The organism is Micromonospora sp. NPDC005194 (assembly GCF_040608335.1).
Lineage (GTDB): Bacteria > Actinomycetota > Actinomycetes > Mycobacteriales > Micromonosporaceae > Micromonospora.
The window spans coordinates 35,520-57,614 of sequence record NZ_JBEXIA010000022.1; the positions used below are offsets into that span (position 1 = coordinate 35,520).

Sequence of the window (22,095 nt, forward strand, 5' to 3'; positions counted from 1 at the left end):
TCGGTTGGGTGCGTTTCGCCAGTCGCGACGGTGGCCGGGCGCACCCGCAGACGACGGCAGCGAGGGCCGCCCCGTCAAGCCGGGGTTAATAGACCTCAGTGCCGGCCGTTCTGTCAATGATGGACCGGACTGCCGGACCGTCCGGTGACGATGCCGAGAAGCTACGTCAGAACGCTACTCAATCCTTCTGTAGGCTTTTGGGATCAGATGGGCTACTCGGAGCACGGAGGAAATAGCTCTTTGGTCAGATCCTGTCGGCGTGGGAACGGTCCGGGCCTGTCGCCGGACAACGGTGACACTCCTTACTGTGGACGTATGACCGACGACATCGTCCTTCTGCTTCGGCGGGCCGGTTTCGGCCCCACCGCGGCGGAGGTGGGCGCCGGAAGGCAACTCGGCTACGCGGCGACGCTGACGGGGGTGGTCGCCCCTGCCGGGCCCGATGTCGGCGCGACCAGCGCACCGGTTCCCGACCTGGGCCCCGATCCGTTCACCCGCCTGCCCCGGCCGACGGACGCTCAGCGGGCTGAGGGAGACCGTCGGCGTACGGAGCAGACGGTGTCCCTCGCGCGCTGGTGGCTCGATCGGATGACCGTGGCAGACCACCAGGCGGTCGAGAAGTTGGTGTTCTTCTGGCACGGGCACTGGGCGACCTCGGTGGCGAAGGTCCGCAGCCCGCAGCTCATGCTCGGGCAACTGCACGCGTTCCGGGAGGCACGCGACTTCGCGGAGTTGGCCCACCACATGGTGCTCGACCGGGCGTTGGTCTACTGGCTGGACGGGCAGCACAACAAGAAGACGGCACCGAACGAGAACCTCGCCCGGGAACTGTTCGAGCTGTTCATGCTCGGTGTGGGGCGGTACACCGAGCAGGACGTCAAGGAGGCTGGCCGCGCACTGACCGGCTGGCGGGTCGTCCTTGACCGTGAGTCGTTGGTCTCCGATCCCCAGCACCGCGACACCGGCCGCAAGAAGGTCCTCGGCGTCACCGCGAACTTCGACGCGAACAGTCTCGTCGACCTTCTGCTGGAACAACCGACTTGCCGGCGGTTCATCGCGTCCCGGCTGTGGTTCCGGTACGCCTCGCCAACCCAGCCCATCCCGGAGCGCACCCGTGACGCGATGGCGGAGGCCTTCCCGGCGCCGATGGCGATGCTGCGAGTGCTCTTCGCCGACGAGGCGTTCCAGGCGACTCGCGGGACGATGGTCCTGCAACCCGTCGAGTGGCTGGTCGGCGCGATGCGTCAGCTGGGGGTCCGGCCGGCCGCCATGCCCGCGCAGGTGTTCACGCAGATCTACTGGGCGATGGAAGCGCTGGGTCAGCGTCCGTTCGCGCCGCCGAGCGTCGGCGGGTGGCCGGCAGGTGCTGCCTGGCTGACCTCGGCCGCAGCCCAGGTCCGGTTGAAGATCGCCAGCATGCTTGTCGGCCTGGTGCAGCCCGGCTCCCTGACACCGGAAGCCGTGGCGCAACTGCTCTGCGTCGAACGATGGACCAACCGGACGTACGCCGTGCTGCGCGACGCCCGAGATGACCGAATGAAGCTGACACTCGGGTTGGTCAGTCCCGAGTACCTGGTGACCTGACCAGAGTGGATGTGTGGACATGGATGCGTTGACCCGACGGCGGTTCCTCATCTCGTCCGGGGTTGTCGCCGGTGGCGCGCTGGCGGCCGGCGCGGGAGTGCTGGGCTTTCACGAACTGCTCAAGAGCGGTGAGAAGACCAGGGCCGGTGATGCCCAGGAGGGCCTGCCCACGCTCGTTCTGGTCACCCTTTACGGCGGCAACGACGGTCTCAACACGGTCATCCCGTACGCGGACCCGGCCTACCACAGCGCCCGGCCGGAGTTGGCGTACGCGCCTGGGCAGGTGCTGCACCTCGACGACGCGTTGGGCCTCAACCCGGTGCTGCGCGGAATGAGACGGCTCTGGGACGACCGGAAGATGGCAATCGTGCGTGGCGTCGGCTACCCGAAGCCGGACCGGAGCCACTTCAAGTCGATGGACATCTGGCAGACCGCGTCGCCCGGCACTCCCGCTCCAACCGGCTGGGTGGGGCGCTGGCTCGACGCGACGAACGCCGCCACCGAGACGGCCGTCAGCTTCGAACCGGCCCTACCGCCAATGCTGGTGGGTAAGTCCCGCGTCGGCGCCTGCGTGAGCTACCGAGGGCTCACCCTGCCGCCGGGCGTCCCGCCCGCCGTCGTCTCGGCACTCGGCCGGGCTGAGCCCTGCGAGTCGGAGATGCAGGCGCGGGCAGCGGCCAGCTACGCGGACCTCATCACGATGAACCGTGTGGTGCAGGAAGCCGCGTCCGGAACCGACGAGCATGGCCATACCGGTGGGAGTGCCGTCCAGGCGACCGGCACGGGCGGCGACAACGCACTCGTCGCCCAGTTGGCGCTCGTTGCCCGGTGCGTGGAATTCCAGGTGCCCACCCGGGTCTACTCGGTGAGTCTTGGCGGGTTCGACACGCACGCGGGCGAGCGCGTGTGGCAGGAGACGCTGCTCAAGAACCTCGACGAGGCGTTGAGCGGCTTCGTGGACCGGATGGGCCGCACCGAGGCCGGCCGACGGGTCACCGTCGTGGTCTACAGCGAGTTCGGCCGGCGGGTCCGGGCGAACGCCTCCGACGGAACCGACCACGGCACGGCCGGGCCGATGTTCGTCCTCGGACATGACGTGGCCGGCGGGCTCTATGGTGAGCAACCGAGCCTGACCGACCTGGATGACGGCGATCTTAAGGCGACGACGGACTTCAGGGACGTCTTCGGCACCGTGCTCGCCAGCGTGTTGGCCGGCGACCCGGACCGTTACCTCGGTGGCTACCGGGCCCAGTTGCTGCCGCTGCTCGTGCGCTGATGCCGGCCGTCAGCGGCCACCACCGCGGAACACCTCGGCAACGGTGCGGAGCACGACCTTGAAGTCCAGCCACAGCGACCAATTCTCGATGTAGTAATTGTCGAACCTCGCCCGGTCCGAGATCGGGGTGTCGCCGCGCAGGCCACTGACCTGGGCGAGCCCGGTGAGCCCGACGGGCACCCGGTGGCGCATCGCGTAGGTGGGGTACTCGACCGAGAACTTCTCCACGAAGTGCGGCCGTTCCGGCCGGGGGCCGACCACGCTCATCTCGCCGCGCAGGATGTTCCAGAGCTGGGGCAGCTCGTCGAGCGACGTCCGGCGCATGAACCGGCCGACCAATCCCACCCGCTGGTCGTGCGCGATGGACCAGTTCGTCTGCGACTCGCTCTCGTCGGTGGGCTGCATCGAACGGAACTTGATGACCTTGAATGGCCTGCCGTATCGGCCGATCCGTTCCTGGTAGAAGAAAATGCCCCGCCCACCGTCGAGGAACGTCGCAATCGCGCAGAGCAGCAGCACCGGGCTGAGGACGAGCAACGCCACCGCGGCGAAGACCACATCGGACGCCCGTTTGACAGCCCATCGCGGGCCGGAGAGCTTGGTATCACCGATCTTGACGATCGGTATCGCGCCAATGTGGTCGGGATATCCGCCCAGGGACCGGGATCCCCAGAGACGCGGCACCGCCCAGAGGTCGGAGCGCGAATTGACCGCCCGCAGCAGGATGTCCATCAACGCCGACTCGGAACAATCCGGATCGGCGATGATCAGGACATCGCATTCGAGCATGTCGGTGAGCTTTTCGAGATCGTCCAGGGTGCCGATCAACGGAACCGACCCGACGCCCTCGCCGAGTGCGACGTCGACGCAACCGACGAACCGCAGGCCGTACTGCGGGTAGCGACGCAGCAGCCGGGCGAGCTCCAGACCGACCGGGCCGCTACCGATGATGATGGTGTTGTGCTCCACCCACCGGCGCTTGCGGGCGACGATGGTGAACGCCCTGCTGAAGGCCCGGCCGACGATCACCAGGCTGGCGGAGAGCGCGACGCCGCGCATGAACCCGCCCACGTAGTGCACCGAGTCGTGACGCTCGGCCGCGATGATGGCGACCACGGCGGCGGAGGCCAGCAACCGTCCGCAGATGCTCGGCAGTTCGTCCAGAATGCCGACGTGCCGCCGGGCCCGGTAGAGCCCGCCGGACGCGAAGATGGCCACGGCGAGCGCCGCGTTGGCCAGCGTCCCCCGCCAGTAGTTCTGGCTCAGCAGCAAGGGGACCAGCAGCGCGGCGACGTCGATGGGTGCCGTCAACATCCACGCCCGCAGCCAGCGCGTCCTCTTCGATGCGCGGGATCCCGCGTACGGCAGAACCGCTGTCGTGTCCATACCGGAGCGGACGGACGCTCTCGCCGACACCCTCGGCGGGTCGGCGACAGAGCTGCTGTCCGCATCGTGGTGCGCCTCCGCCTGCGGCGGCGCGTCGCCGAACTCCGTCCGTCTCGCACCCGGATAACTCATGACCGGTTGGCTCGACATGGTGATCCTCCCCCGTGAGCCCTCCGGCGCAAATTCATAGCCAGGGGGCGATCGCAGGTTACGACCGCGTCAGTTGCACCACCAGAGCCGGCACGGCAATCCTGTCTCCTACTTTGCGGCGGACGCGATGTCGGCCACCGAATCGCGGCGAACCGCGTCGAAGACACGTTGCGCCTTGCCCTTGTCGGCGATCACGACGCTTTCACTGCCGATTTGGCCCGTCCCCTTGGTGGGGCAGGTGAAGAACGCGAGGTTGCCGCCCCGGAGATGACGAAGCTCCATCGACAGGTCGACCAGGGACAGGGAACGGTCGACGGCCACCGAGTTGGCCGTGGCCTTCACGAAAGAGTTCAGCTTGGCGGGATTGGCGAGCACACCGCCGGAGGCTGCCTTGTCCAGAATGGCCTTGATGACCTGCTGCTGATGCTTGATCCGGGTGAAGTCGCCGTTGGCGAAGGCGTAACGCTCGCGGGCGTAGTCCAGGGCCGCGGCCCCGTCCATCGTCTGCCGGCCCTTGGTGAACTCGCGCCGACCATCGGGATTGAGCGAGTGGGTCGAGGTGAAGCTCTGCTCCACGTCGATTTCGACGCCGCCCAGCGCGTCGACGATCTCCTTGAAGCCGGAGAAGTCGACCATCGCCACGTGGTCGATGCGGACGTTTGTGAACTCCTCCACCGTCTGGACCATCAGCGGGACACCACCCCACGCGTACGCCGCGTTGATTTTGGCGTCGGTGCCGCCGCGCCCCTCCTTCGACTTGGGCACGTGCACCCAGGTGTCGCGGGGAATGGAGATCAGCTGAGCGCTGGACCGGTCCTTGGGGAGATGAGCCAGGATGATCGTGTCCGATCGGGAGCCCGAGCTGTTCTCCGTGTCGCGGGAGTCGCTGCCGAGAATCATGATGTTCATGGCGCCGGTCGCCACGGGCTGGGGACGTGACTCCTCGGGAACGTCGCCGAATGCGTCCACTCGCTCGATGTCGGAGTTGATGGATCGGAAGTAGAGCCCGCTCGCAACCACGCCACCGCCAGCGAGCAACGCCACGACCACGAGGGTGATCAGGACGATCCGTTTCCACCGCCGCCGGGGCCGCGGCGACGGGGCAACGATCTGCTCGCCACCATCTGGCTGCCCAGGGTCGACCGGCCCCGAGTTCGTCGGGAGGTTGAGTTCTGCGGTCTGGTCTGCACGCGCCATAGGGGCGATGCTACTGATTCACGTTCCGGCCCGCGTACCCTCGTCCGGCCAGGAACGCCCGCCGATGGTGGGAGGACCGTCGACCGGCGATCGGTGACATTCCCAGCCATCGTCCGGTTGGAACTGGTAAGAACCCACCCGTAGACGCGACGAAGCTCCGACGGGCCATCGCCCGCACACATCTCGCGCCGGTCGCCGCCGTTCGCCCGGGTCGCCCGCCACGACGCCAAGGTGCTGCGCATCTCCGCCCGGTGGCTGGCCACCTCCCGTGAGCATCACAACTACACGTACGAGCTGACCATATTCAGCCGCAACCACCTGGTCTGGTTCGTCAGCATGGTCTGTGACCGGCCGGTCAAGGCGGTCCGCGGGTGGCTCGACAAGATCGAGTCCGACCATGAGCTGCGCCAGCAATCGAGCGGGCCGCCGCGGGGGCCACCCGGCGCGAACTGGCCGACAAGCGGGTCCACTATGCCCGCCGCATCGGGATACGCGATCGTCCGCGCCACCCGCCCCTCGCACGTGGTCGAGACGGGTGTCGACAAGGCACTGGGCACCTGCGTCCTGGCCGCCCGCCGGCAGTGCAACGCCAGCCACCGGTGCCCCGGCGACGGCATCGGCATGGCATGGTGGCCGGGTGCGGCTGACCTCGATTCACACGTACCCCGTCAAGGGTTGTCACCGCCTCGACCACGACGGAGCGTTGGTGCAGCCGTGGGGCCTGGCCGGCGACCGACGCTGGATGGTGGTGGACGCCGACGGCGTAGGCGTCACCCAGCGGGAGACCACGCGGCTTGTCAACCTGCGCGCCGTCGTGCGACCGGGCGGCCTGGTGCTGCGCGCGGACGGGCAGCCCGACCTCGACGTGCCGGAGCCGGCCGGCGGCGACCCGGTGGCGGTACGGACCTTCCGCAGCCGGACGATCCGGGTCCGGGCGCTGCCCGCCGGCGCGGCGGCCGACGCCTGGCTCGGCGCGCTGCTCGACCGGCCCGTCCGGCTCGTCTGGCTGGCCAACCCGGCTCGGCACTTGGCTACCGACGCGCGTGAGCACGACACCGGCGACCAGGTGAGTTTCGCCGACACCTACCCGCTGCTGCTGACGAACGCCGCCTCCCTCGACGCCCTCAACGGCTGGCTCGCCGACGCGGGGGAGGAGCCGGTGCCGATGACCCGGTTCCGCCCCAACCTGGTCGTCGACGGTGCGCCGGCCTGGGCCGAGGACGGCTGGGCCGGCCGGTCGCTGCGCGTCGGCGACCTGCGGCTGCGCGCCGCCGGGCCGTGCGATCGCTGCGTGGTCACCACGACCGACCAGGAGACCGGGGTACGCGCGAAGGAACCGCTGCGCACACTCGGCCGCTACCGAAACGTCCGCCAGAAGCTCCTCTTCGGACTGAACCTGGTGCCCGTCGACAGTGGCCCGATGCGGATCGGCGACCCGGTCGTCATCGAACCCTGACCGGCCAGCGTCCCGGCCGTCACCGTCCGTCGATGCTGTCTTAGCTTTGGCTTAGCCGGCTTGTCCGGCCGCACCTGGGTCCGGCAGCATCGCCGACGTGACCGACGGAAGCGCTCCCGGCGGCGTCGACAGCAGGGGCATCGACGGTTCCGCCATCGGCGTCAAGGACGTCGACATCGAACTCGACCTGGACCGTGCTCCGGACGAGCGGCCCGCGTCCCCGTCCGGCCCGGTGCCCTGGCTGGTCGCAGCCGGGGTCACCGTGCTCGCGGCGGTGCTCGGGCTCACCCTGGCCCTGCGATCCGGCTCCGCCCCGGCCTGCGCCGCCGGCCGGACGCTCGCCGCCGCGCCACCCACCGGCACCGCCACCCACAGCGGCAAGGCGACCTTCTACGACTCGAAGGGCGCCGGCGGCAACTGCTCGAACCCGGCGGCCCCAGCCAACCGGCTCTACGTCGCGCTCGGCCCCACCGAGTACGCCGCCGGCGCCGCCTGCGGCGGTTTCCTCGACGTCACCGGCCCGAAGGGCACCGTCCGTGTCCTGATCATGGACCAGTGCCCGGAGTGCGAGCCGGGACACCTCGACCTGTCCCGGGAAGCGTTCGCCCGCATCGCCGACCCGGTGCAGGGCCTCGTCCAGGTCACCTACCGCGCTGTGGTCAACCCGCCCCTGCCCGGCCCGCTGAGCTTCCGGATCAAGGAGGGCGCGTCGCAGTTCTGGTTCGCCGTCCGGATCGGCAACCACGGCAATCCGCTGCGCGCCGTCGAGGTGCGCCAGGGCGACGACGGCCCGTGGCGCGCAACCGCCCGGCAGGACTACAACTACTGGCTGCTGGCCTCCGGCGCGGGCCCCGGCCCGTACAGCGTGCGGGTCAGCGACGTGTACGGACACCGTGTCACCGTGTCAGGCATCCGGATGGCACCCGGTCAGGTGCAGTCCAGTGTGGTGCGGATGTACGAGCGTGGCGTCGTGGCCAGGACGTCGCGCCCGCCTGCGACGGCCCGCCCGCCCGCGGCCCGACCCAGCGGTACGCCGACATCGGCACGCCGGCCGGCCGAGGTGGCGAAGGCGAGCGCCCCGGCCACCCCGGTCGCCGACCGACCCTCCACCCGACCGGCCGGGGCAACCGCCCGCTGGTGCGGCTGACCGGCCTTCTTGTTGCCGGTCTTCTTGGTGCCGGCCGGCGTGGCGCGGCGGGGCCGGCCTTCCTGCTGCGGACTTGCGTGGTGCGGCCGGACGGCTTGGTGTGGCTGTCCGGCCTGGTGCGCTGGCGGCCTGGTGCGGCCGGCCGCTCAGCCGGTTGGTGTCAGGTCGAGCCACATGAGGATCTCGTCGCGGTCGTCGCCCGGCGCCACCCGCAACGCGCCCGGCAGCCGACCAATCTCCCGATACCCGAGACGACGGTAGAAATTGTCCAGCCCCAACCCGTCGCGCACCGTCACGTGCAGCGCCTCGTGGCCCAACTCCCGACCCAGCCGGGCGGCCTCGCGCATCAGCGCCGACCCGTGGCCCGCACCCTGGGTGTCCGGGTGGATCATCACCCGCTTCAGCACACACCAGTGCGCCTTGAGGCCGAACCGGTTGTCGCTGAAGACCAGCACCGCAACAGGCCGGTCGCCGAGGTAGCCGACCAGCAGCCGGTCCGGCCCGTCCGCGATGCCCGCGAACGTCGGGTCGGCGATCGTACGGACATCGGTGGCGGTGACCGGCGGTACGAAACCCACCGCGCCACCGGCGTTGCTGACGTCCACCCAGAGGGCGACGATGTCGGCGCGCAGCCGTGGGGTCAGTTCGGGATCAAGGACGAAGCGCAGACTCACGGCGCCCATCCTGACCCGGCGGCCAGTCTCCCGGCCCATGATCGTGACGCGTTCGACAGCCAGCCCTGATCGAGCGGCGCTAATTCGTCCACCGACGATGTTGTTTTGTGGGGCCGGCGGGATTCGAACCCGCACTGGTACGGACCTAAACCGCATGCCTCCTGCCGTTGGGCTACGGCCCCTTGAAGCTGTACTCCACCAGCGTCCAGGGCCATTCTGGCCGATGAGGCAGCCGCCTGCCTATCCGGAAGCCCGTGGGAGTAACCGCCTCAGGATCGTAGACCACCTCGTCATCGGCGAGGGCAGGCCGTCGCTGTCCGGCATACGTGGAGGTCTGGCTGTGGCAGTTGGGGCACAGCAGCCGGAGATTGCGCGGCCGGTTGTCGAGAAAGTCGCCGTTGATGTGGTCAACGTGCAGTGTCAGCTTGGCGCCTTGCCACGTCGACCCGGTGCCGCACACCTCGCAGCTTTCCGGAAGGCCGATTGTTGCCAGGGCGCGTTTGAGTCGAATGCCTGGGATCCGACGGGAGCCCGCGGGCAGCACCACGAGCAGATCTTCGGGAGACCGCCGGCGCCAACGTACGCCTCGGTTGTGTGCCTGGCCGGTGAAGTGCGAGGTGTCGATGCCGAATCTCTTGAGCTGCCGGCTGATGTGCGCGTGCGAGCCACCGCTGACCCGGACGCCGAGCAGTCGCATCACCTCGGTGATGTTGCGCGCTGCGGCTGCTGCCTGAGCGAGCGCCTCCGGCGCGTATTTGTACCGAACCATTCACGCACGGTAACGAGACCGTGCGACAGGTTCAGTCCAGGCCGAGGTCTCGGCGGAGCTTGGCGACGTGCCCGGTGGCCTTGACGTTGTAGAGCGCCCGTTCGATCTTGCCGTCGGCGTCGATGACGAAGGTCGAGCGGATCACGCCGGTGACGGTCTTGCCGTACAGCTGCTTCTCGCCGTACGCGCCGTAGGCGGTGAGCACCGACCTGTCCACGTCCGACACCAGTCCGAAGGTGATGGCGTCGCGGTCGCGGAACTTCGCCAGCTTCTCCGGCTTGTCGGGGGAGATGCCAACCACCTCGTAGCCGGCCGCCTGGAGCGAGGCGAGCGAGTCGCGGAAGTCGCACGCCTGCTTGGTGCAGCCAGGGGTCATCGCCGCCGGGTAGGCGTACAGGACGACCTTGCGGCCTCGCAGGTCGGCCAGGGAGAGCTGGTCGCCGGTATCGGTGGGGAGGGTGAACTCGGGCGCGGGGTCACCGGGGGAGAGGCGGTCGGGCGCGGTCATGACCCGACCCTACCGCCGGGCATGCCGGTGTCGGCGTCGGCGGCGCGCGCCGGCCCGTTGATCGACTCGCCGTCCGGTGAGCCGGCGGTCCCGAGCCGTGGCACGCCACTCGCCGGCACCGGCAGGACGATTTGTCGGATCCGCGCCATCCTGTGGCAGCGGCATGAGCAGATCTTGGACAGTTTCCGTCAGCCGCTGACGGAAACTGTCCAAGATCTCGGAGCGGACGGCCGGTTGGGCGTGCAGCGCCGATGCGGTCACGTGGACCCCCGACATCAAGCACGGCGAGTCGATCAACGGGTCGGCCCGCGACGTCGGGGCCTGCCGAAGGTGATCAAGACCATGCGTTGTTGCCAGAGTCTGGCAACAACAACTCCTAGGAAATAGGCTGACCCCGCCGGTCCCGGACGGGTCCGCTGACGCGTGGGAGGTCGCGTGGAAACACTGGCGATGCACATCTCGAACGGGATCATCGACGGTCCCGTCGCGGCGGTGTTCGCGGCCCTGGCGCTCGCCGCGCTCACCGGTTGCGTCCTACGCGGCCGGCGGGACCTGGACGATCGGCTCGCCCCGATGGCCGGCCTGGTCGCGGCGTTCATCTTCGCCGTCCAGATGCTCAACTTTCCGATCTTCACGGCCGGGGTGAGCGGTCACCTGCTCGGTGGCGCGCTCGCCGCGATGCTGGTCGGGCCGTGGGTCGGCGCGCTCTGCGTGGCCGTGGTGCTCGTCGTGCAGGCGCTGATCTTCGGCGACGGCGGTGTGGCGATGCTCGGCCTGAACATCACCAACATGGCGCTGCTCGGCACCGCCGCGGCGTACCTGCTGATCGCGGTGTTGTTGCGGGTGCTGCCCCGCACGCGGGCCGGCCTGGCCGTCACCGCGTTCGTCGCGGCGCTGGTCAGCGTGGTGGTCGCGTCCCAGGGCTTCGTCGTCGAGTACTGGCTGGGCGGCACCACCGACCTGGGCGGCAACCTCGCCGGCCTGGCCGGCACGATGGCCGGCGTGCACCTGCTGATCGGCATCGGCGAGGGCCTGATCACCGCGACCACCGTGCTCACCGTCGCGAAGGTGCGCCCCGACCTGGTGTACGCGCTGCGCGCGCTGCCCGCTCCCGCCACCCCCGCCGTCCCGGTCTCCGGAGGTGTCCGATGAAGAACCGTTCCTGGGCGTTCCTGGCCGGCGGTCTGCTGGTCGCCCTGCTGCTCGCCGGTGTCGTGAGCAACTACGCCTCGTCGCACCCGGACGGCCTGGACTCCTCCCTGCTCAAGGGCTGCACCGTCGACGCCGACGACAACATCGTCGGTGGCAGTTGCCCGGCGCAGCAGGCCCGTGAGCACGAGCTGGGGGACAGTCCGCTCGCCGACTACGGCGTGCGGGGCATCCGGAACAGCTTCGTCTCCACCGGCCTCTCCGGGGTGCTCGGGGTGCTGGTGACCTTCGCGATCGGCGGCGGTGGCTTCTGGCTGCTGCGCCGCCGGGGCGGCGTCTCGACCAGGGGCGACGACACGTCCACCGCGTCGACCGCCGGCGACGACACGTCCACCGCGTCGACCGCCGGCGACGACGACGCGACGGGGGACGCGGTCACCGCCGCGCGCCGCGCCGGCGCGGCCGGCTGAGCAGGAGGTACGCGGATGGGTGCCGGTCACGGGCACGTGCTGTACCGCGAGTCGACCTCGCCGGTGCACCGGCTCCCGCCCGAGGTCAAGATCGTCGCGATGGTGGTCTTCACGATCGCCGTGGTGGCCACCCCGCGCGAGGCGTTCTGGGCCTTCGGCGCGTACGCCCTGCTGGTGGCCGCGGTGGCGGCGCTGGCCCGGGTGGGGCCGCGCTGGCTGCTCAGTCGCGCGCTGATCGAGCTGCCGTTCGTGCTGTTCGCGGTGGCGCTGCCGTTTCTGGGCACCGGCGAGCGGGTCGAGGTGCTGGGGCTGCGGCTGTCCGAGGACGGCCTGCACGGGGCGTGGAACATCCTGGCCAAGGGGACCCTCGGTGTCCTCGCCTCGCTGCTGCTCGCGGCGACCACCACCACCCGGGACCTGATCGTCGGGTTGGACCGGCTGCGCTGCCCGCAGGTGCTCACCCAGATCGCCACGTTCATGCTGCGCTACCTCGACGTGCTGGTCGGCGAGGCGCGACGGATGCGGGTGGCGCGGATCTCGCGGGGTGACGACCCGCGCTTCCTGTGGCAGCTGCGCGGCTTCGCCGCCGGCATCGGAGCGCTGTTCCTGCGTGCCTTCGAGCGCGGTGAGCGGGTCTACCTGGCGATGCTGTCGCGGGGCTACACGGGGCGGATGCCCGCGGTGTGGCAGGGCGACGGCGCGGCGACCGCCGGGCAGTGGCTGGTCGCGGCGACCGTGCCGGTGGTGGCGGCCTCCATCGCCGCGACCGCCGTCGTGCTGACATGATCGGTGTCGTGCAGACCGCCCTCTCGCTGGACGTTCGTGGCGTCCGGTACGCGTACCCGGACGGGCACGTGGCCCTGCACGGGGTGGACCTGACGGTGCCGCGCGGCGACCGGGTGGCGCTGCTCGGGCCCAACGGCGCCGGTAAGACGACGCTGGTGCTGCACCTCAACGGCATCCTCACCCCGACCGAGGGCAGCGTGAGTGTCGGCGGGCTGACGGTCACGCCGGATCGGGCGACCCTGGCCGAGGTGCGACGCCGGGTGGGCATCGTCTTCCAGGACCCGGACGACCAGCTCTTCCTGCCCACGGTGGCGGAGGACGTGGCGTTCGGGCCGGCCAACCTGGGCCTGCGCGGCGCGGAGCTGGCCGCCCGGGTGGACGAGGCGCTGGCCGCCGTCGGGATGAGCGAGCATCGGGCCCGGGCGCCGCAGCACCTCTCGTTCGGGCAGCGCCGACGGGTGGCGGTGGCGACCGTGTTGGCCATGCACCCGGAGATCCTGGTGCTGGATGAGCCTTCGTCGAACCTGGACCCGGCGGCCCGGCGCGAGTTGGCCGAGATCCTGCGCGGCCTGCCGGTGACCCTGCTGATGGTCACGCACGACCTGCCGTACGCGGCGGAGCTGTGTGAACGCTCGGTGATCCTGGACGGCGGCCGGATCGTCGCCGACGCCCCCACCGTCGACCTGCTGAGCAACGAGCCCCTGCTGGCCCGCCACCGCCTGGAACTCCCCTACGGCTTCACCCCGCGGGCGTAGCCCCGCGCTGGGCGTCCGCCGCCTCGGCTGATCGTGTCGCGGCGCGGGAGGCGGCGTGCAGGCGGAGGACTCCGGCTGCTGTCGCGCCGACGCCGGTGATCAGGACTGCGGCCACCATGGCGCGGGCGACCTCGGGTGACCACGGCACCGGGGCGACCGACCGGGTGAACACCGCGGCGTTCGCCACGCCCGCGAAGAGGGCCAGGCAGGCGCCGGCCAGCGCCACCGCGAAGTCGGCCGCCGGGCGGCGGGCCAGCGCGTAACCACCGGCGGCGAGCGCGCCCAGGCCGGTGAGCAGTGCCCAGACCTGACCGCCCAGCAGCCCGGCGAGCACTCCGCCGACGCCCTGGGCGCCAGCGTCCAGCTCCCGCCCCACCGGGTAGAGCACGGCGACCGCGCCGCCGACGACCAGCAGCACGCCCACCGCGGACAGCGCCCGGGCGCCGGCCGTGGAGGCGGCGGCGAGCAGGCCGAGCGCGCCCACCGCGAGCAGACCGACGATGGTCACCGCCCACCAGGTGTACGCGTCCGGCGGTGGCACCCAGTCCAGCGTGCCGGCTATCTGTGCGGGGTCGGCGCCGTCGCGCAGCGGGATCGTCCAGTCCCGGACCCGGTGCTCACGCTCCGGCGCGACGCGTGCCGCGTCGGGTGGTGCCGACTCCTGCCACCGGGCCCGCTGGTCGTGCCAGCGCACGGTGGCCCCGTCGTCGACGCGCCGCCAGGACGGCGGGGCGGCCGGGTCCGCGTCGGCCGGCAGCGCGGTGTCCCCGGCGAGGGTGCGGTTGAGGTACGTGGCGGGGGACCGGCTGTTCTCGTACACGCCGTCCGGACCGATCCGCAGGTACGGCTCGCCGGAGTAGCCGATCACCTCGATCGCCCGGCCGGTGCGGTTGGTCAGCTCCAGTCGAGCGCCCGCCTCGATCACCCGTACCGTCAGGCCGGGCCGGGCCGGCGTGACGCCGGTGACGCGGGTGCGGTAGTCGGAGCCGTCCGGGGCGTCCGCGCCGTGCGCGGCGGCGGGCGCCGCGGTGAGCAGGGTCGTCGCGCAGGCGGTGGCGGCGATCACTGTGGCGCGCGCCAGCAGGGTACGGATCACCTGCCGGCCGCCGCCACGGCCGCGGTGAGGCCCTGCGGGCTGCGGTCGGCGAGTGGCTGGCCGTTGACCAGGACGGTGGGCGTGCCGGTGACGTCGCTGCGGCTGGCCTCCTCGGTGACGTGCTCGGTCCACGTCTTGTACGTGCCATCGGAGACGCAGCCCCCGAACGAGCCCCGGTCCAGCCCCACGCCGACGCCGGTGTCGATCAGCTCGTCGTCGCTGAGCCCGGCGCTGCCCTCGGGTGGCTGCTTGGCGAAGAGCGCCTTGGCGTACTCGCGGAACTTTCCGCCGGCCGCCGCGCAGCCGGAGGCGGCCGACGAGCGCGTGGAGTACTCGGTCGTGGAGAAGCGGTTGAGGTACGCGACCGGGTGGTAGACCACCTTCGCCTTGTTCTCGGCCACCAGCTGCTCCAGCGTCGCGCCGCTGCTCTGCTCGAACTGCTTGCAGACCGGGCAGAGGAAGTCCTCGTAGACGTCGACGGTGACCGGCCCGCCGCCGGTGACGATGCCGGTGCCGGCCTCGTTGGTGCCGGGCGGGGTGGTGAAGGTGTCCGAACGCTGGCTGGACCAGACGCTCCAGCCGATCAGGCCGGCGATGACCAGCACGGCGACGGCGGCGGCGGAGACCCAGAGCGTACGGCGGCGGCGTCGTTCGCGGGCCAGTTGCTCGCGGACCACCCGGGCCGCGTCCCGCTGCCCCTTGCGACTACTCATCCTCGTCCTCCACAGCCGGTTCGGCGGACAGCCACCCGTCCACCGAGAGGGGCGTACGCGGCCAGATCGCCAGAAATCCGGCCAGCACCAAGAATCCCAGGTCCCGGAGGATCTCCGGGAGGTAACTCGGGGCCTGTCCCTCGGCGAGCTGCCCGCCGCTGCCGAAGCAGCCGCAGTCGATGGCCAGGCCACGCGCCCAGGCCGAGGAGATCCCCGCGATGAAGACCAGCAGCAGCGCGACGGAGATGGCCGCGCTGAGCCGGGTGGCCAGACCGAGCAGCAGCAGCACGCCCAGGGCCAGCTCGACGAACGGCAGCGCGGCGCCGATCACGGTCGCCACGTCGTACGGCAGCACCTGGTAGGCGTTCACGGCCCGGCCGGAGGCGGCCAGGTCACCGACCTTCGACGCCCCGGCGACCAACCAGACGGCGGCGAGGCCGAGGCGGGCCGCCGTGCTGAGCCAGGGGCGCACGGCCGCCCAACGGCCGGCCCGGATGGGGGGTGCGGTCACGGTCATTTGTCGTCCCGTCTGCTCCGGAAGTTCCGGGCTCAACCGGTGAGGGCGTCGCCGACGGCCTCGACCAGCTCGTCGCGGGCCCGGGCGACGCGGGAGCGGATGGTGCCTACCGGCACCCCCTCGACGTCGGCGGCCTCGGCGTACGACAGGCCGAGCAGTTGGGTGAGCACGAACGCCGCCCGTCGCTCGGGGCTCAGCCGGCGCACGAGGTCGGCGGCGCCGAGCTGCCCGGCCGGGTCGGGATGCGGACGGTCGGTGTACGCGTTCGCGGCCAGCCGCTCGTCGAGACGGCGACGCCGGATCACCGTCCGCAGGTGGTCGGCGCAGGCCCGCCGGGCGATGCCGAGCAACCAGGTGCGGACACTGGACCGGCCCTCGAACGCCGGCAGGGCCCGAAACGCCCGCAGGTACGTCTCCTGGGTGAGGTCGTCGGCGCTGTCCGGGCCCACCAGGGCGGCCGCGAAGCGCCACACCTCGGCCTGGGTCAGCCGGACGAACACGGCCTGGGCTGCGGCGTCACCGGCGCGCGCGCTCAGGGCCGACTCGGTCGCCGGGTCCCGGGCGACGTCACCTGTCGCACCGGCGGCACCGGAGTCACGCGGGACGGGGATCACGACACACCAGGGTACGCGCCGCCGGGTGTGACGTCAGGGTCCTTCGGCCCTTGGATGGTCTGCGCCACGTCGGGAACTTTTCCCCGCCGCCGGCCGACTACCTGCTCATGACACGCGACCTCTCCTGCGCGGCGCTGGCGGCTGGCCGCAGGTGAGCCGATCCTCCGCCTCGGGTCGCCGACATCCAGGTCCGTCGGCGACCATGGCCGGCATGACTGTCGCACCCCGCCGCTGGATCGCCCGGCTGGCCGCCGCCGCCGGCCTCCTGGTCACCGTCGTCGCCCTGTTGATCGCGCCAGCCACCCCGGCCAGCGCCCACGCGGTGCTGTCGAGCAGCAGCCCGGCCGCCTCGTCGGTGGTGCCGAGCGGGCCGGCCGAGGTGGTGCTCACCTTCAGCGAGTCGGTCCGCAAGGTCCCCGACAAGATCCGGGTCATCGCGCCGGACGGCGCCCGGGCCGACCGGGGCGAGCCGTCCTTCGAGGGCGCCGTGGTCACCATTCCGGTCGACCCGGCCGGTCAGCGCGGCACCTACCTGGTGACCTTCCGGGTGATCTCCGCCGACAGCCACCCGGTCTCCGGCGCGTTCACCTACTCGGTGGGCGCGCCGTCGGCGCCGCCGGTCGATTCCGGCAACGACAGCCGCGCCGACCCGGTGGTGGAGAACGCCGTGAAGGTGGCCCGTTTCCTCGGCTACGCCGGCCTGGTGCTGCTGGTCGGGCCGGCGCTGGTGCTCGCCGCGCTGTGGCCGCGCCGGCTCTCCCGGCGGGGTCCCACCCGGCTGGCCTGGGTGGGTCTCTCTCTGGTGGCCGTGGCCACCCTCGCCGACCTGTGGTTGCAGGTGCCCTACACCGCCGGTGGTGGCCTCTTCGAGGTGACCGGCGAGGGGTTCGGCAGCGTGTTCGGCAGTGCCTTCGGTGCCGCCCACCTGGTCCGGCTCGGCCTGTTGGCGGCCTCGGCGTTCCTGCTGCGCCCGCTGCTGGCCCGCCCGGCCGGCCGGGCCGACGCGATCATCCTGGCCGTGCTCGGCGGGGCGGCCCTGTTGACCTGGCCGCTGGCCGGGCACCCGGCGGCCTCCCCGGCGCCGGCGGTCTCCGTGGTGGTCGACGCGGTGCACCTGGGCAGCATGGCGGTCTGGCTGGGCGGCCTGCTGATGCTCGCCGTCTTCCTGCTGCGCCAGGCCGACGAGCGGGAGTTGGGCGCGATCCTGCCGATCTGGTCACGCTGGGCGGCGCTCGCCGTGTCGGCCCTGCTGCTGGCCGGCACCGTCCAGGCGCTGATCGAGGTGGCCACCCCGGACGCCCTGTTCAACACCACGTACGGGCGGCTGCTGCTCGCCAAGATCGGGCTGTTCGCGATCGTGATCGCCGTGGCCGCGTACTCCCGGCAGTTGGTCCGTCGACGCACGGCGGCCCAGCGACCGGCGCCGGTGCGCCGGGCGGTCCTGGTCGAGTTGGCCGTCACAGTGGTGGTGCTGGGGCTGTCGGCGACGCTGGTGCAGACCACGCCCGCCCGCACCGCCGTGGCCGGGCCGTCCGGCACCCAGGCCGGGCTCTTCTCCACCACCCTGACCAGCTCGCTGTTCACCCTCCAGGTCGAGTTGGACCCGGCCGAGCGGGGCAACAACTCGGTGCACCTGTACGCGTACACCAAGGACAACCAGCCGCAGCCGGTGGCGGAGTGGCGGGCGACCGCCGCGCTGCCCTCGGCCGGGATCGAGCCGATCGAGCTGCCGCTGCTGCCGTTGACCGACAACCACTCCTACGGCGACATCAGCCTGCCGGCCGCCGGCGACTGGCAGTTGAAGATCACCGTTCGCACGTCCGACATCGACCAGGCCACGGTGACCGCCACCGTGCCCATCCGTTAGAGAGGTTCCCCAAGCCCATGACCCGTTTCCGGCGTACCGCAACCGCCGCTGCCGCCCTGGCGTTCACCGCCGTCGCCACCGCCGTGCTCGGCTTCGCCGGGCCGGCGTCCGCCCACGTGACGGTGAACCCGAAGGAGGCGACCCAGGGCGGCTACGCCCGGGTGGCGTTCCGGGTGCCCAACGAGAGCGACACCGCGTCGACCACCAAGCTGGAGGTCGTGCTGCCGGAGAACGCGCCGATCGGCTCGGTGTCGACCATCCCGGTGCCCGGCTGGACGGTGGCGACGGAGAAGCGCAAGGTGGACCCGCCGATCGACGTGCACGGCAGTCAGCTCACCGAGGCGGTCTCCAAGATCACCTGGACGGCGACCGGTGACGCGGCGGTCAAGCCGGGCCAGTTCCAGGAGTTCGGCGTCTCCATGGGCCCGCTGCCGAAGGTCGAGTCCATGGTCTTCAAGACCCTGCAGACGTACTCGGACGGCAACATCGTGCGCTGGATCGACGAGCCGCAGCCGGGCGGCGAGGAGCCGGAGAAGCCCGCTCCGGTGCTCACCCTCACCGCCGCGGGGCCGTCGGCGTCGGCCGCCCCGGCCGCTACGGCCGTCGCCGCGGCAGACGATGACGACGACGAGAGCGAGGGCACCGCGATCGGCCTCGGCATCGCCGGCCTGGTCGCCGGCCTGGCCGGTCTGGTGCTCGGCGGGCTCGCGTTCGCCCGGACCCGCCGGGGCCCGGTCGTCAAGCCCTGACCCCGTCGCTCACCCGCTGGCCCGCCGGACAATCCGGCGGGCCAGCGTGCTTCCCGGGACCGAAGTCGGCCGTGCCGTGGATATCCCCTGATCAGCCGGTGTACGTCGGTAAGGTCGGCCGGGTATCTGGCTACGGAGGGGGACGCTGCGAATGCGGTTCGTGCGGGTGATCACCGGATTGCTGCTGTTGGTCATCGGGATTCCGGCGCTGTTCGCCGGCGGCGGGCTGTGGCTCGTCACCCGGCACGCCGACCCCGGTGGGACCTTCGCCGCCCGGTTCGAGACGGTCCGCACACCCGGCCACGCGGTAGTGGTCACCGATCTCGACCGGCTGCTGCGGCGGGAGGCGCCCTTCGCGCGTGGCGCGCAGACCCGCCTGCGGCTCGACGCCCGTACGCCCGACGGCCCGGCCTTCGTGGGGCTGGCGCCCACCGCCGAGGTGCGCCGGTGGCTGGAGTCCGTGCCGTACGCCTCGGTCCGCCGGGTGGCGTTGGCCCGAGGTCCGCTGCCGGTCCGCACGGACCCGGCGGTCCCGGCGGCGGCCCCGACCGCCGGTGCGGCCCCCACCCCGCTCGGTCGCCCGTTCTGGGTACGCGAGGGTGTCGGCACCCTCGAGTGGAGCGCCGACGAGCTGAGCGGCGAGTCGATGAGCCTGGTGGTGATGCGCCCGGACGGTCGCGCCGACCTGAGCCTGGATCTGCGCGCCGAGTTGCGTGCGGGTTGGGTCGGCCCGGTCACCTGGGGCCTGCTGGCGGCGGGGGTGCTGCTGGTGGCGTGCGCGGTGCTGCTCCTGCTGCGCCCGCCGCGTCCCCGCGAGGTGGTCTTCGTGGTCGAACCGGACCAGGTGCCGGTGCTCGCCGGCCGGCTCGGGGTCACGTCGCTCAGTGGCCTGGGCGCCCGGGATCCCGGGTCGTCCCCGCCGCTGCCGGCGGTGCGACAGCTCGCCCCGGTCGGCTCCGGCGCGGCCGAGTGGCCCCGCTCGGCGATCGGTGCGGAACCGGCCCGGCCGGTCACCCTCGCCGACCTGGACGCTCCGGCGCGGCTGCCCCGGCCGCCGGAGGTGGCGTTGAGCCTGGCGTGGCCGCCCACCGGCACCGAGCCCACGGCACGGCCGGTGCGGACGGACTGAAGCGGCGAGTGGCCCTCCGCGCTGCCGACGCGGAGGGCCACTCTCACCGGGGGATCGGTGCTACCCGAGCGACGCTTGAGGTAGGTGAGTCCAGATTAGCGCCGATGGTGGCTACTGGGGACTTGTGTCCATTTGGTGCGACTTTTCCTCAGTCCGGATCGGGCGGGCCACCCGGACCGGCAGGACCACCAGCAGCAGCAGGCTGAGCAGCACGTAGCCGTTGCGCAGCACGAAGTCCACCGGGTCGTCGGTGCGGACCGGTGCCACCCCCCAGTCGTGGAACGACACCACGCCGTAGATGATCACTGCGGCGGTGCCCACGGCGAGCCCGGCGAGCCACCGCCGTCGGCGGAACTCCTCCGGCCGGTTCGCGCTCAACGCCGCATCGGCGAGCAGCACCACCGCCGGCACGAACCAGTAGATGTGGTGGGTCCAGGTGATCGGGCTGACCAGAGCGCCGACCAGACCGGTCAGGGTCAGGCCGGTCAGCGCGTCACCGGCACGCGCGGCGCGGACCGCCCGCCACAGGCCGTAACCGGCCACCACCACGACCACCAGCAGCCACAGCAGCCGGTCCGGCTTCTCCGGCGCGGTGAACCGGCTGAGCAGCCCGAAGAGCGACTGGTTGCCGGTGTAGTCGGTGCGACCCACCCGGTCGTTGTCCCACAGCTCCTGCGTCCAGAACCGCCACGAGTCCCCGGGCGCGACCGCCGCCGCGAGCAGGGTCGCCGCCGCCGCCGTCGCGCTCGCCACCGCGGCGGCCCGCCACCGTCGGGTGGCCAGCAGGTACACGATGAAGATGCCCGGGAAGAGCTTGAGCGCCGTCGCCAGCCCCACGCCGACCCCGGCCCAGCGCCGCGCCCGCGGTACGGCGAACAGCAGGTCGGCCAGGATCAGCACGACCAGCAGCATGTTGATCTGCCCGAACGTGATCGTCTCTCGGGTGCTCTCCACCGCCAGCACCAGCAGCACGGCCACGGTCAGGGTGAACGTTCGCGGCAGGTGGTGCCGGGCGATCACCGGCGTCACCAGCCACCGGGTGGTCACCACCACGGCCACCACCGTGAGCACCGTGAAGATCACCACGGTGGCGCCGAGCCGGATCAGCCCGAACGGCCACAGCAGCAGCGCGCTGAAGGGTGGATACGTGAAGTACAGCTCACCCTGCACCCGGTCCGGCTGGACGTAGTCGTAGAGCGGGTGGCCCGCCGTCCACCAGTCCATCGCCGACATGTAGATCTTCAGGTCGAAGAAGTTGTGCACCAGACCGGGCAGGTAGAGCGCCGGCAGCACGGCGATCAGCGCCACGATCGCGACGAGCCGACGGACCGTACGGCCACCGGGATCGTCGTCGGTGACGGCGGGTGGTGCGACGGGTTCGGCTGGCACTTGAGAAACCCTAGCGGTCCGTCCGGTCCAGAGCGCGCAGCCGTGGGGCGTGGGCTGCGCGTAGGCTGTCCCGGTGGCTGATCTCCTCGTCTGGATCGACTGTGAGATGACCGGGTTGGACCTTGGCAGTGACAAGCTGATCGAGGTCGCGGCACTGGTCACCGACCCCGACCTCAACGTGCTGGGTGATGGTGTCGACGTGGTGATCCACGCCGACGAGGCCGCGCTGGAGGCGATGCCGGAGATCGTCCAGACCATGCACGCCAAGTCCGGCCTCACCGAGGAGGTCCGCCGCTCGGCGGTCACCCTGGCCGAGGCCGAGGACCGGGTGCTGGAGTACATCAGCACCTTCGTCAAGGACCCGCGTACCGCGCCACTGTGCGGCAACTCGATCGCCACCGACCGTGGCTTCATCGCCCGGGACATGCCCCGCCTCGACGCACACCTGCACTACCGCATGATCGACGTCTCGTCGATCAAGGAACTCTGCCGCCGCTGGTACCCCCGGGTGTACTTCGGTCAGCCGCAGAAGGGCCTGGCGCACCGGGCGCTCGCCGACATCCGGGAGAGCATCCGGGAGCTGGAGTACTACCGGCGCACCATCTTCGTCCCGCTGCCCGGCCCGGACGTCGAGACCGCCAAGGCCATCGCCGCCGACCTCTGACGGCGCCTGCCCCGGACGGCGCTCGCCGGCCCCTGCTGTCGGTGCTCGGC

Annotated in this window: 21 protein-coding genes, 1 tRNA gene and 1 pseudogene; 12 read left to right on the forward strand and 11 right to left on the reverse strand. The window is 71.5% G+C overall.

Annotated elements, in window-relative coordinates; genetic code table 11:
* Nucleotides 1–315: 315 nt before the first annotated feature.
* Nucleotides 316–1,584 (forward strand): DUF1800 family protein, encoded by a 1,269-nt coding sequence (locus ABZU53_RS19515; RefSeq protein ID WP_354855149.1) that lies wholly within the window; start codon nucleotides 316–318, stop codon nucleotides 1,582–1,584.
* A gap of 19 nt (nucleotides 1,585–1,603) precedes the next feature.
* Nucleotides 1,604–2,860 (forward strand): DUF1501 domain-containing protein, encoded by a 1,257-nt coding sequence (locus tag ABZU53_RS19520; protein WP_354855150.1) that lies wholly within the window; start codon nucleotides 1,604–1,606, stop codon nucleotides 2,858–2,860.
* A gap of 9 nt (nucleotides 2,861–2,869) precedes the next feature.
* On the opposite strand, the gene ABZU53_RS19525 is transcribed toward ABZU53_RS19520, so the two are convergent.
* Both ABZU53_RS19525 and ABZU53_RS19530 read right to left on the reverse strand, forming a co-directional pair.
* Nucleotides 2,870–4,174, reverse strand: coding sequence for a sugar transferase (locus tag ABZU53_RS19525; protein ID WP_354855151.1), 1,305 nt, complete (start codon nucleotides 4,172–4,174; stop codon nucleotides 2,870–2,872).
* 330 nt (nucleotides 4,175–4,504) lie between these two features.
* Nucleotides 4,505–5,593 (reverse strand): LCP family protein, encoded by a 1,089-nt coding sequence (locus tag ABZU53_RS19530; RefSeq protein ID WP_354855152.1) that lies wholly within the window; start codon nucleotides 5,591–5,593, stop codon nucleotides 4,505–4,507.
* Nucleotides 5,594–6,230: 637 nt separating this feature from the next.
* Between ABZU53_RS19530 and ABZU53_RS19535 the strand changes: the two genes are divergently transcribed.
* Together ABZU53_RS19535 and ABZU53_RS19540 are read left to right on the forward strand one after the other, a co-directional pair.
* On the forward strand, nucleotides 6,231–7,049 hold the full coding sequence (locus tag ABZU53_RS19535; protein ID WP_355066931.1) for an MOSC N-terminal beta barrel domain-containing protein: 819 nt from the start codon (nucleotides 6,231–6,233) through the stop codon (nucleotides 7,047–7,049).
* A 97-nt stretch (nucleotides 7,050–7,146) separates the two neighbouring features.
* Nucleotides 7,147–8,196, forward strand: a complete 1,050-nt coding sequence (locus ABZU53_RS19540; RefSeq protein ID WP_354855154.1) for an expansin EXLX1 family cellulose-binding protein — start codon at nucleotides 7,147–7,149, stop codon at nucleotides 8,194–8,196.
* A gap of 146 nt (nucleotides 8,197–8,342) precedes the next feature.
* Here the strand turns inward: ABZU53_RS19540 and ABZU53_RS19545 are convergent, their stop codons facing one another.
* The 4 genes from ABZU53_RS19545 to bcp form a co-directional block, all read right to left on the reverse strand.
* Nucleotides 8,343–8,870 carry a GNAT family N-acetyltransferase gene (locus ABZU53_RS19545; RefSeq protein ID WP_355066932.1) on the reverse strand — a complete coding sequence of 176 codons (528 nt, stop codon included), beginning with the start codon at nucleotides 8,868–8,870 and terminating at the stop codon, nucleotides 8,343–8,345.
* A 108-nt stretch (nucleotides 8,871–8,978) separates the two neighbouring features.
* Nucleotides 8,979–9,052, reverse strand: a tRNA-Leu gene (locus ABZU53_RS19550).
* Nucleotides 9,043–9,639 (reverse strand): HNH endonuclease, encoded by a 597-nt coding sequence (locus ABZU53_RS19555; RefSeq protein ID WP_354855156.1) that lies wholly within the window; start codon nucleotides 9,637–9,639, stop codon nucleotides 9,043–9,045. The genes ABZU53_RS19550 and ABZU53_RS19555 overlap by 10 nt, the downstream gene beginning before the upstream one ends.
* A gap of 31 nt (nucleotides 9,640–9,670) precedes the next feature.
* Entirely contained in the window at nucleotides 9,671–10,147 is a 477-nt protein-coding gene (gene bcp, locus ABZU53_RS19560) for a thioredoxin-dependent thiol peroxidase (RefSeq protein WP_354855157.1), read from the reverse strand.
* Nucleotides 10,148–10,582: 435 nt separating this feature from the next.
* Here bcp and ABZU53_RS19565 point away from each other — a divergent pair, with 435 nt between their 5' ends.
* The 4 genes from ABZU53_RS19565 to ABZU53_RS19580 are packed head-to-tail and all read left to right on the forward strand — an operon-like array spanning nucleotide 10,583 to nucleotide 13,307.
* Entirely contained in the window at nucleotides 10,583–11,299 is a 717-nt protein-coding gene (locus ABZU53_RS19565; RefSeq protein ID WP_355066933.1) for an energy-coupling factor ABC transporter permease, read from the forward strand.
* Nucleotides 11,296–11,766: a PDGLE domain-containing protein gene (locus ABZU53_RS19570; RefSeq protein ID WP_355066934.1), complete on the forward strand. Its 471-nt coding sequence runs from the start codon at nucleotides 11,296–11,298 to the stop codon at nucleotides 11,764–11,766. Before ABZU53_RS19565 ends, ABZU53_RS19570 begins: the two co-directional genes overlap by 4 nt.
* A gap of 15 nt (nucleotides 11,767–11,781) precedes the next feature.
* Nucleotides 11,782–12,552, forward strand: a complete 771-nt coding sequence (cbiQ, locus tag ABZU53_RS19575; RefSeq protein WP_354855160.1) for a cobalt ECF transporter T component CbiQ — start codon at nucleotides 11,782–11,784, stop codon at nucleotides 12,550–12,552.
* The gene (locus ABZU53_RS19580) at nucleotides 12,549–13,307 is read left to right on the forward strand and encodes an ABC transporter ATP-binding protein (RefSeq protein ID WP_355066935.1); all 759 of its coding nucleotides are present in this window, start codon (nucleotides 12,549–12,551) and stop codon (nucleotides 13,305–13,307) included. The genes cbiQ and ABZU53_RS19580 overlap by 4 nt, the downstream gene beginning before the upstream one ends.
* Here ABZU53_RS19580 and ABZU53_RS19585 read toward each other — a convergent pair.
* The 4 genes from ABZU53_RS19585 to ABZU53_RS19600 are packed head-to-tail and all read right to left on the reverse strand — an operon-like array spanning nucleotide 13,291 to nucleotide 16,247.
* Nucleotides 13,291–14,403 carry a hypothetical protein gene (locus tag ABZU53_RS19585; protein WP_355066936.1) on the reverse strand — a complete coding sequence of 371 codons (1,113 nt, stop codon included), beginning with the start codon at nucleotides 14,401–14,403 and terminating at the stop codon, nucleotides 13,291–13,293. The two genes, ABZU53_RS19580 and ABZU53_RS19585, sit on opposite strands and share 17 nt — an antisense overlap.
* Nucleotides 14,400–15,116, reverse strand: coding sequence for a thioredoxin domain-containing protein (locus ABZU53_RS19590; RefSeq protein ID WP_355066937.1), 717 nt, complete (start codon nucleotides 15,114–15,116; stop codon nucleotides 14,400–14,402). The genes ABZU53_RS19585 and ABZU53_RS19590 overlap by 4 nt, the downstream gene beginning before the upstream one ends.
* A complete protein-coding gene (locus ABZU53_RS19595) occupies nucleotides 15,109–15,633 on the reverse strand; it encodes a MauE/DoxX family redox-associated membrane protein (RefSeq protein WP_355066938.1) in 525 nt (174 codons plus the stop codon). Before ABZU53_RS19595 ends, ABZU53_RS19590 begins: the two co-directional genes overlap by 8 nt.
* A 32-nt stretch (nucleotides 15,634–15,665) precedes the next feature.
* Nucleotides 15,666–16,247 (reverse strand): sigma-70 family RNA polymerase sigma factor, encoded by a 582-nt coding sequence (locus ABZU53_RS19600; protein ID WP_355066939.1) that lies wholly within the window; start codon nucleotides 16,245–16,247, stop codon nucleotides 15,666–15,668.
* Between the two features lie 202 nt (nucleotides 16,248–16,449).
* Between ABZU53_RS19600 and ABZU53_RS19605 the strand changes: the two genes are divergently transcribed.
* The 3 genes and pseudogenes from ABZU53_RS19605 to ABZU53_RS19615 all read left to right on the forward strand — a co-directional run.
* The gene (locus tag ABZU53_RS19605; RefSeq protein ID WP_355066940.1) at nucleotides 16,450–18,114 is read left to right on the forward strand and encodes a copper resistance protein CopC; all 1,665 of its coding nucleotides are present in this window, start codon (nucleotides 16,450–16,452) and stop codon (nucleotides 18,112–18,114) included.
* 17 nt (nucleotides 18,115–18,131) lie between these two features.
* Nucleotides 18,132–18,863 carry a YcnI family protein gene (locus ABZU53_RS19610; protein WP_354855167.1) on the forward strand — a complete coding sequence of 244 codons (732 nt, stop codon included), beginning with the start codon at nucleotides 18,132–18,134 and terminating at the stop codon, nucleotides 18,861–18,863.
* Nucleotides 18,864–19,542: 679 nt separating this feature from the next.
* Nucleotides 19,543–19,821 (forward strand): annotated as a pseudogene (locus tag ABZU53_RS19615) (hypothetical protein); the annotation flags it as partial.
* A 282-nt stretch (nucleotides 19,822–20,103) separates the two neighbouring features.
* Here ABZU53_RS19615 and ABZU53_RS19620 read toward each other — a convergent pair.
* A complete protein-coding gene (locus ABZU53_RS19620; RefSeq protein ID WP_355066941.1) occupies nucleotides 20,104–21,381 on the reverse strand; it encodes a glycosyltransferase 87 family protein in 1,278 nt (425 codons plus the stop codon).
* A gap of 73 nt (nucleotides 21,382–21,454) precedes the next feature.
* Here ABZU53_RS19620 and orn point away from each other — a divergent pair, with 73 nt between their 5' ends.
* On the forward strand, nucleotides 21,455–22,045 hold the full coding sequence (gene orn / locus ABZU53_RS19625) for an oligoribonuclease (RefSeq protein WP_354855169.1): 591 nt from the start codon (nucleotides 21,455–21,457) through the stop codon (nucleotides 22,043–22,045).
* The last annotated feature ends 50 nt before the right edge of the window (nucleotides 22,046–22,095 follow it).

Excerpts from the sequence above, each read along its gene's own strand:
- ABZU53_RS19515 (WP_354855149.1), top strand. The coding sequence starts at position 316 with ATGACCGACGACATCGTCCTTCTGCTTCGGCGGGCCGGTTTCGGCCCC.
- ABZU53_RS19520 (WP_354855150.1), top strand. The coding sequence starts at position 1,604 with ATGGATGCGTTGACCCGACGGCGGTTCCTCATCTCGTCCGGGGTTGTC.
- ABZU53_RS19525 (WP_354855151.1), bottom strand. The coding sequence starts at position 4,174 with ATGTTGACGGCACCCATCGACGTCGCCGCGCTGCTGGTCCCCTTGCTG.
- ABZU53_RS19530 (WP_354855152.1), bottom strand. The coding sequence starts at position 5,593 with ATGGCGCGTGCAGACCAGACCGCAGAACTCAACCTCCCGACGAACTCG.
- ABZU53_RS19555 (WP_354855156.1), bottom strand. The coding sequence starts at position 9,639 with ATGGTTCGGTACAAATACGCGCCGGAGGCGCTCGCTCAGGCAGCAGCC.
- bcp (WP_354855157.1), bottom strand. The coding sequence starts at position 10,147 with ATGACCGCGCCCGACCGCCTCTCCCCCGGTGACCCCGCGCCCGAGTTC.
- ABZU53_RS19570 (WP_355066934.1), top strand. The coding sequence starts at position 11,296 with ATGAAGAACCGTTCCTGGGCGTTCCTGGCCGGCGGTCTGCTGGTCGCC.
- cbiQ (WP_354855160.1), top strand. The coding sequence starts at position 11,782 with ATGGGTGCCGGTCACGGGCACGTGCTGTACCGCGAGTCGACCTCGCCG.
- ABZU53_RS19580 (WP_355066935.1), top strand. The coding sequence starts at position 12,549 with ATGATCGGTGTCGTGCAGACCGCCCTCTCGCTGGACGTTCGTGGCGTC.
- ABZU53_RS19590 (WP_355066937.1), bottom strand. The coding sequence starts at position 15,116 with ATGAGTAGTCGCAAGGGGCAGCGGGACGCGGCCCGGGTGGTCCGCGAG.
- ABZU53_RS19595 (WP_355066938.1), bottom strand. The coding sequence starts at position 15,633 with ATGACCGTGACCGCACCCCCCATCCGGGCCGGCCGTTGGGCGGCCGTG.
- ABZU53_RS19605 (WP_355066940.1), top strand. The coding sequence starts at position 16,450 with ATGGCCGGCATGACTGTCGCACCCCGCCGCTGGATCGCCCGGCTGGCC.
- ABZU53_RS19610 (WP_354855167.1), top strand. The coding sequence starts at position 18,132 with ATGACCCGTTTCCGGCGTACCGCAACCGCCGCTGCCGCCCTGGCGTTC.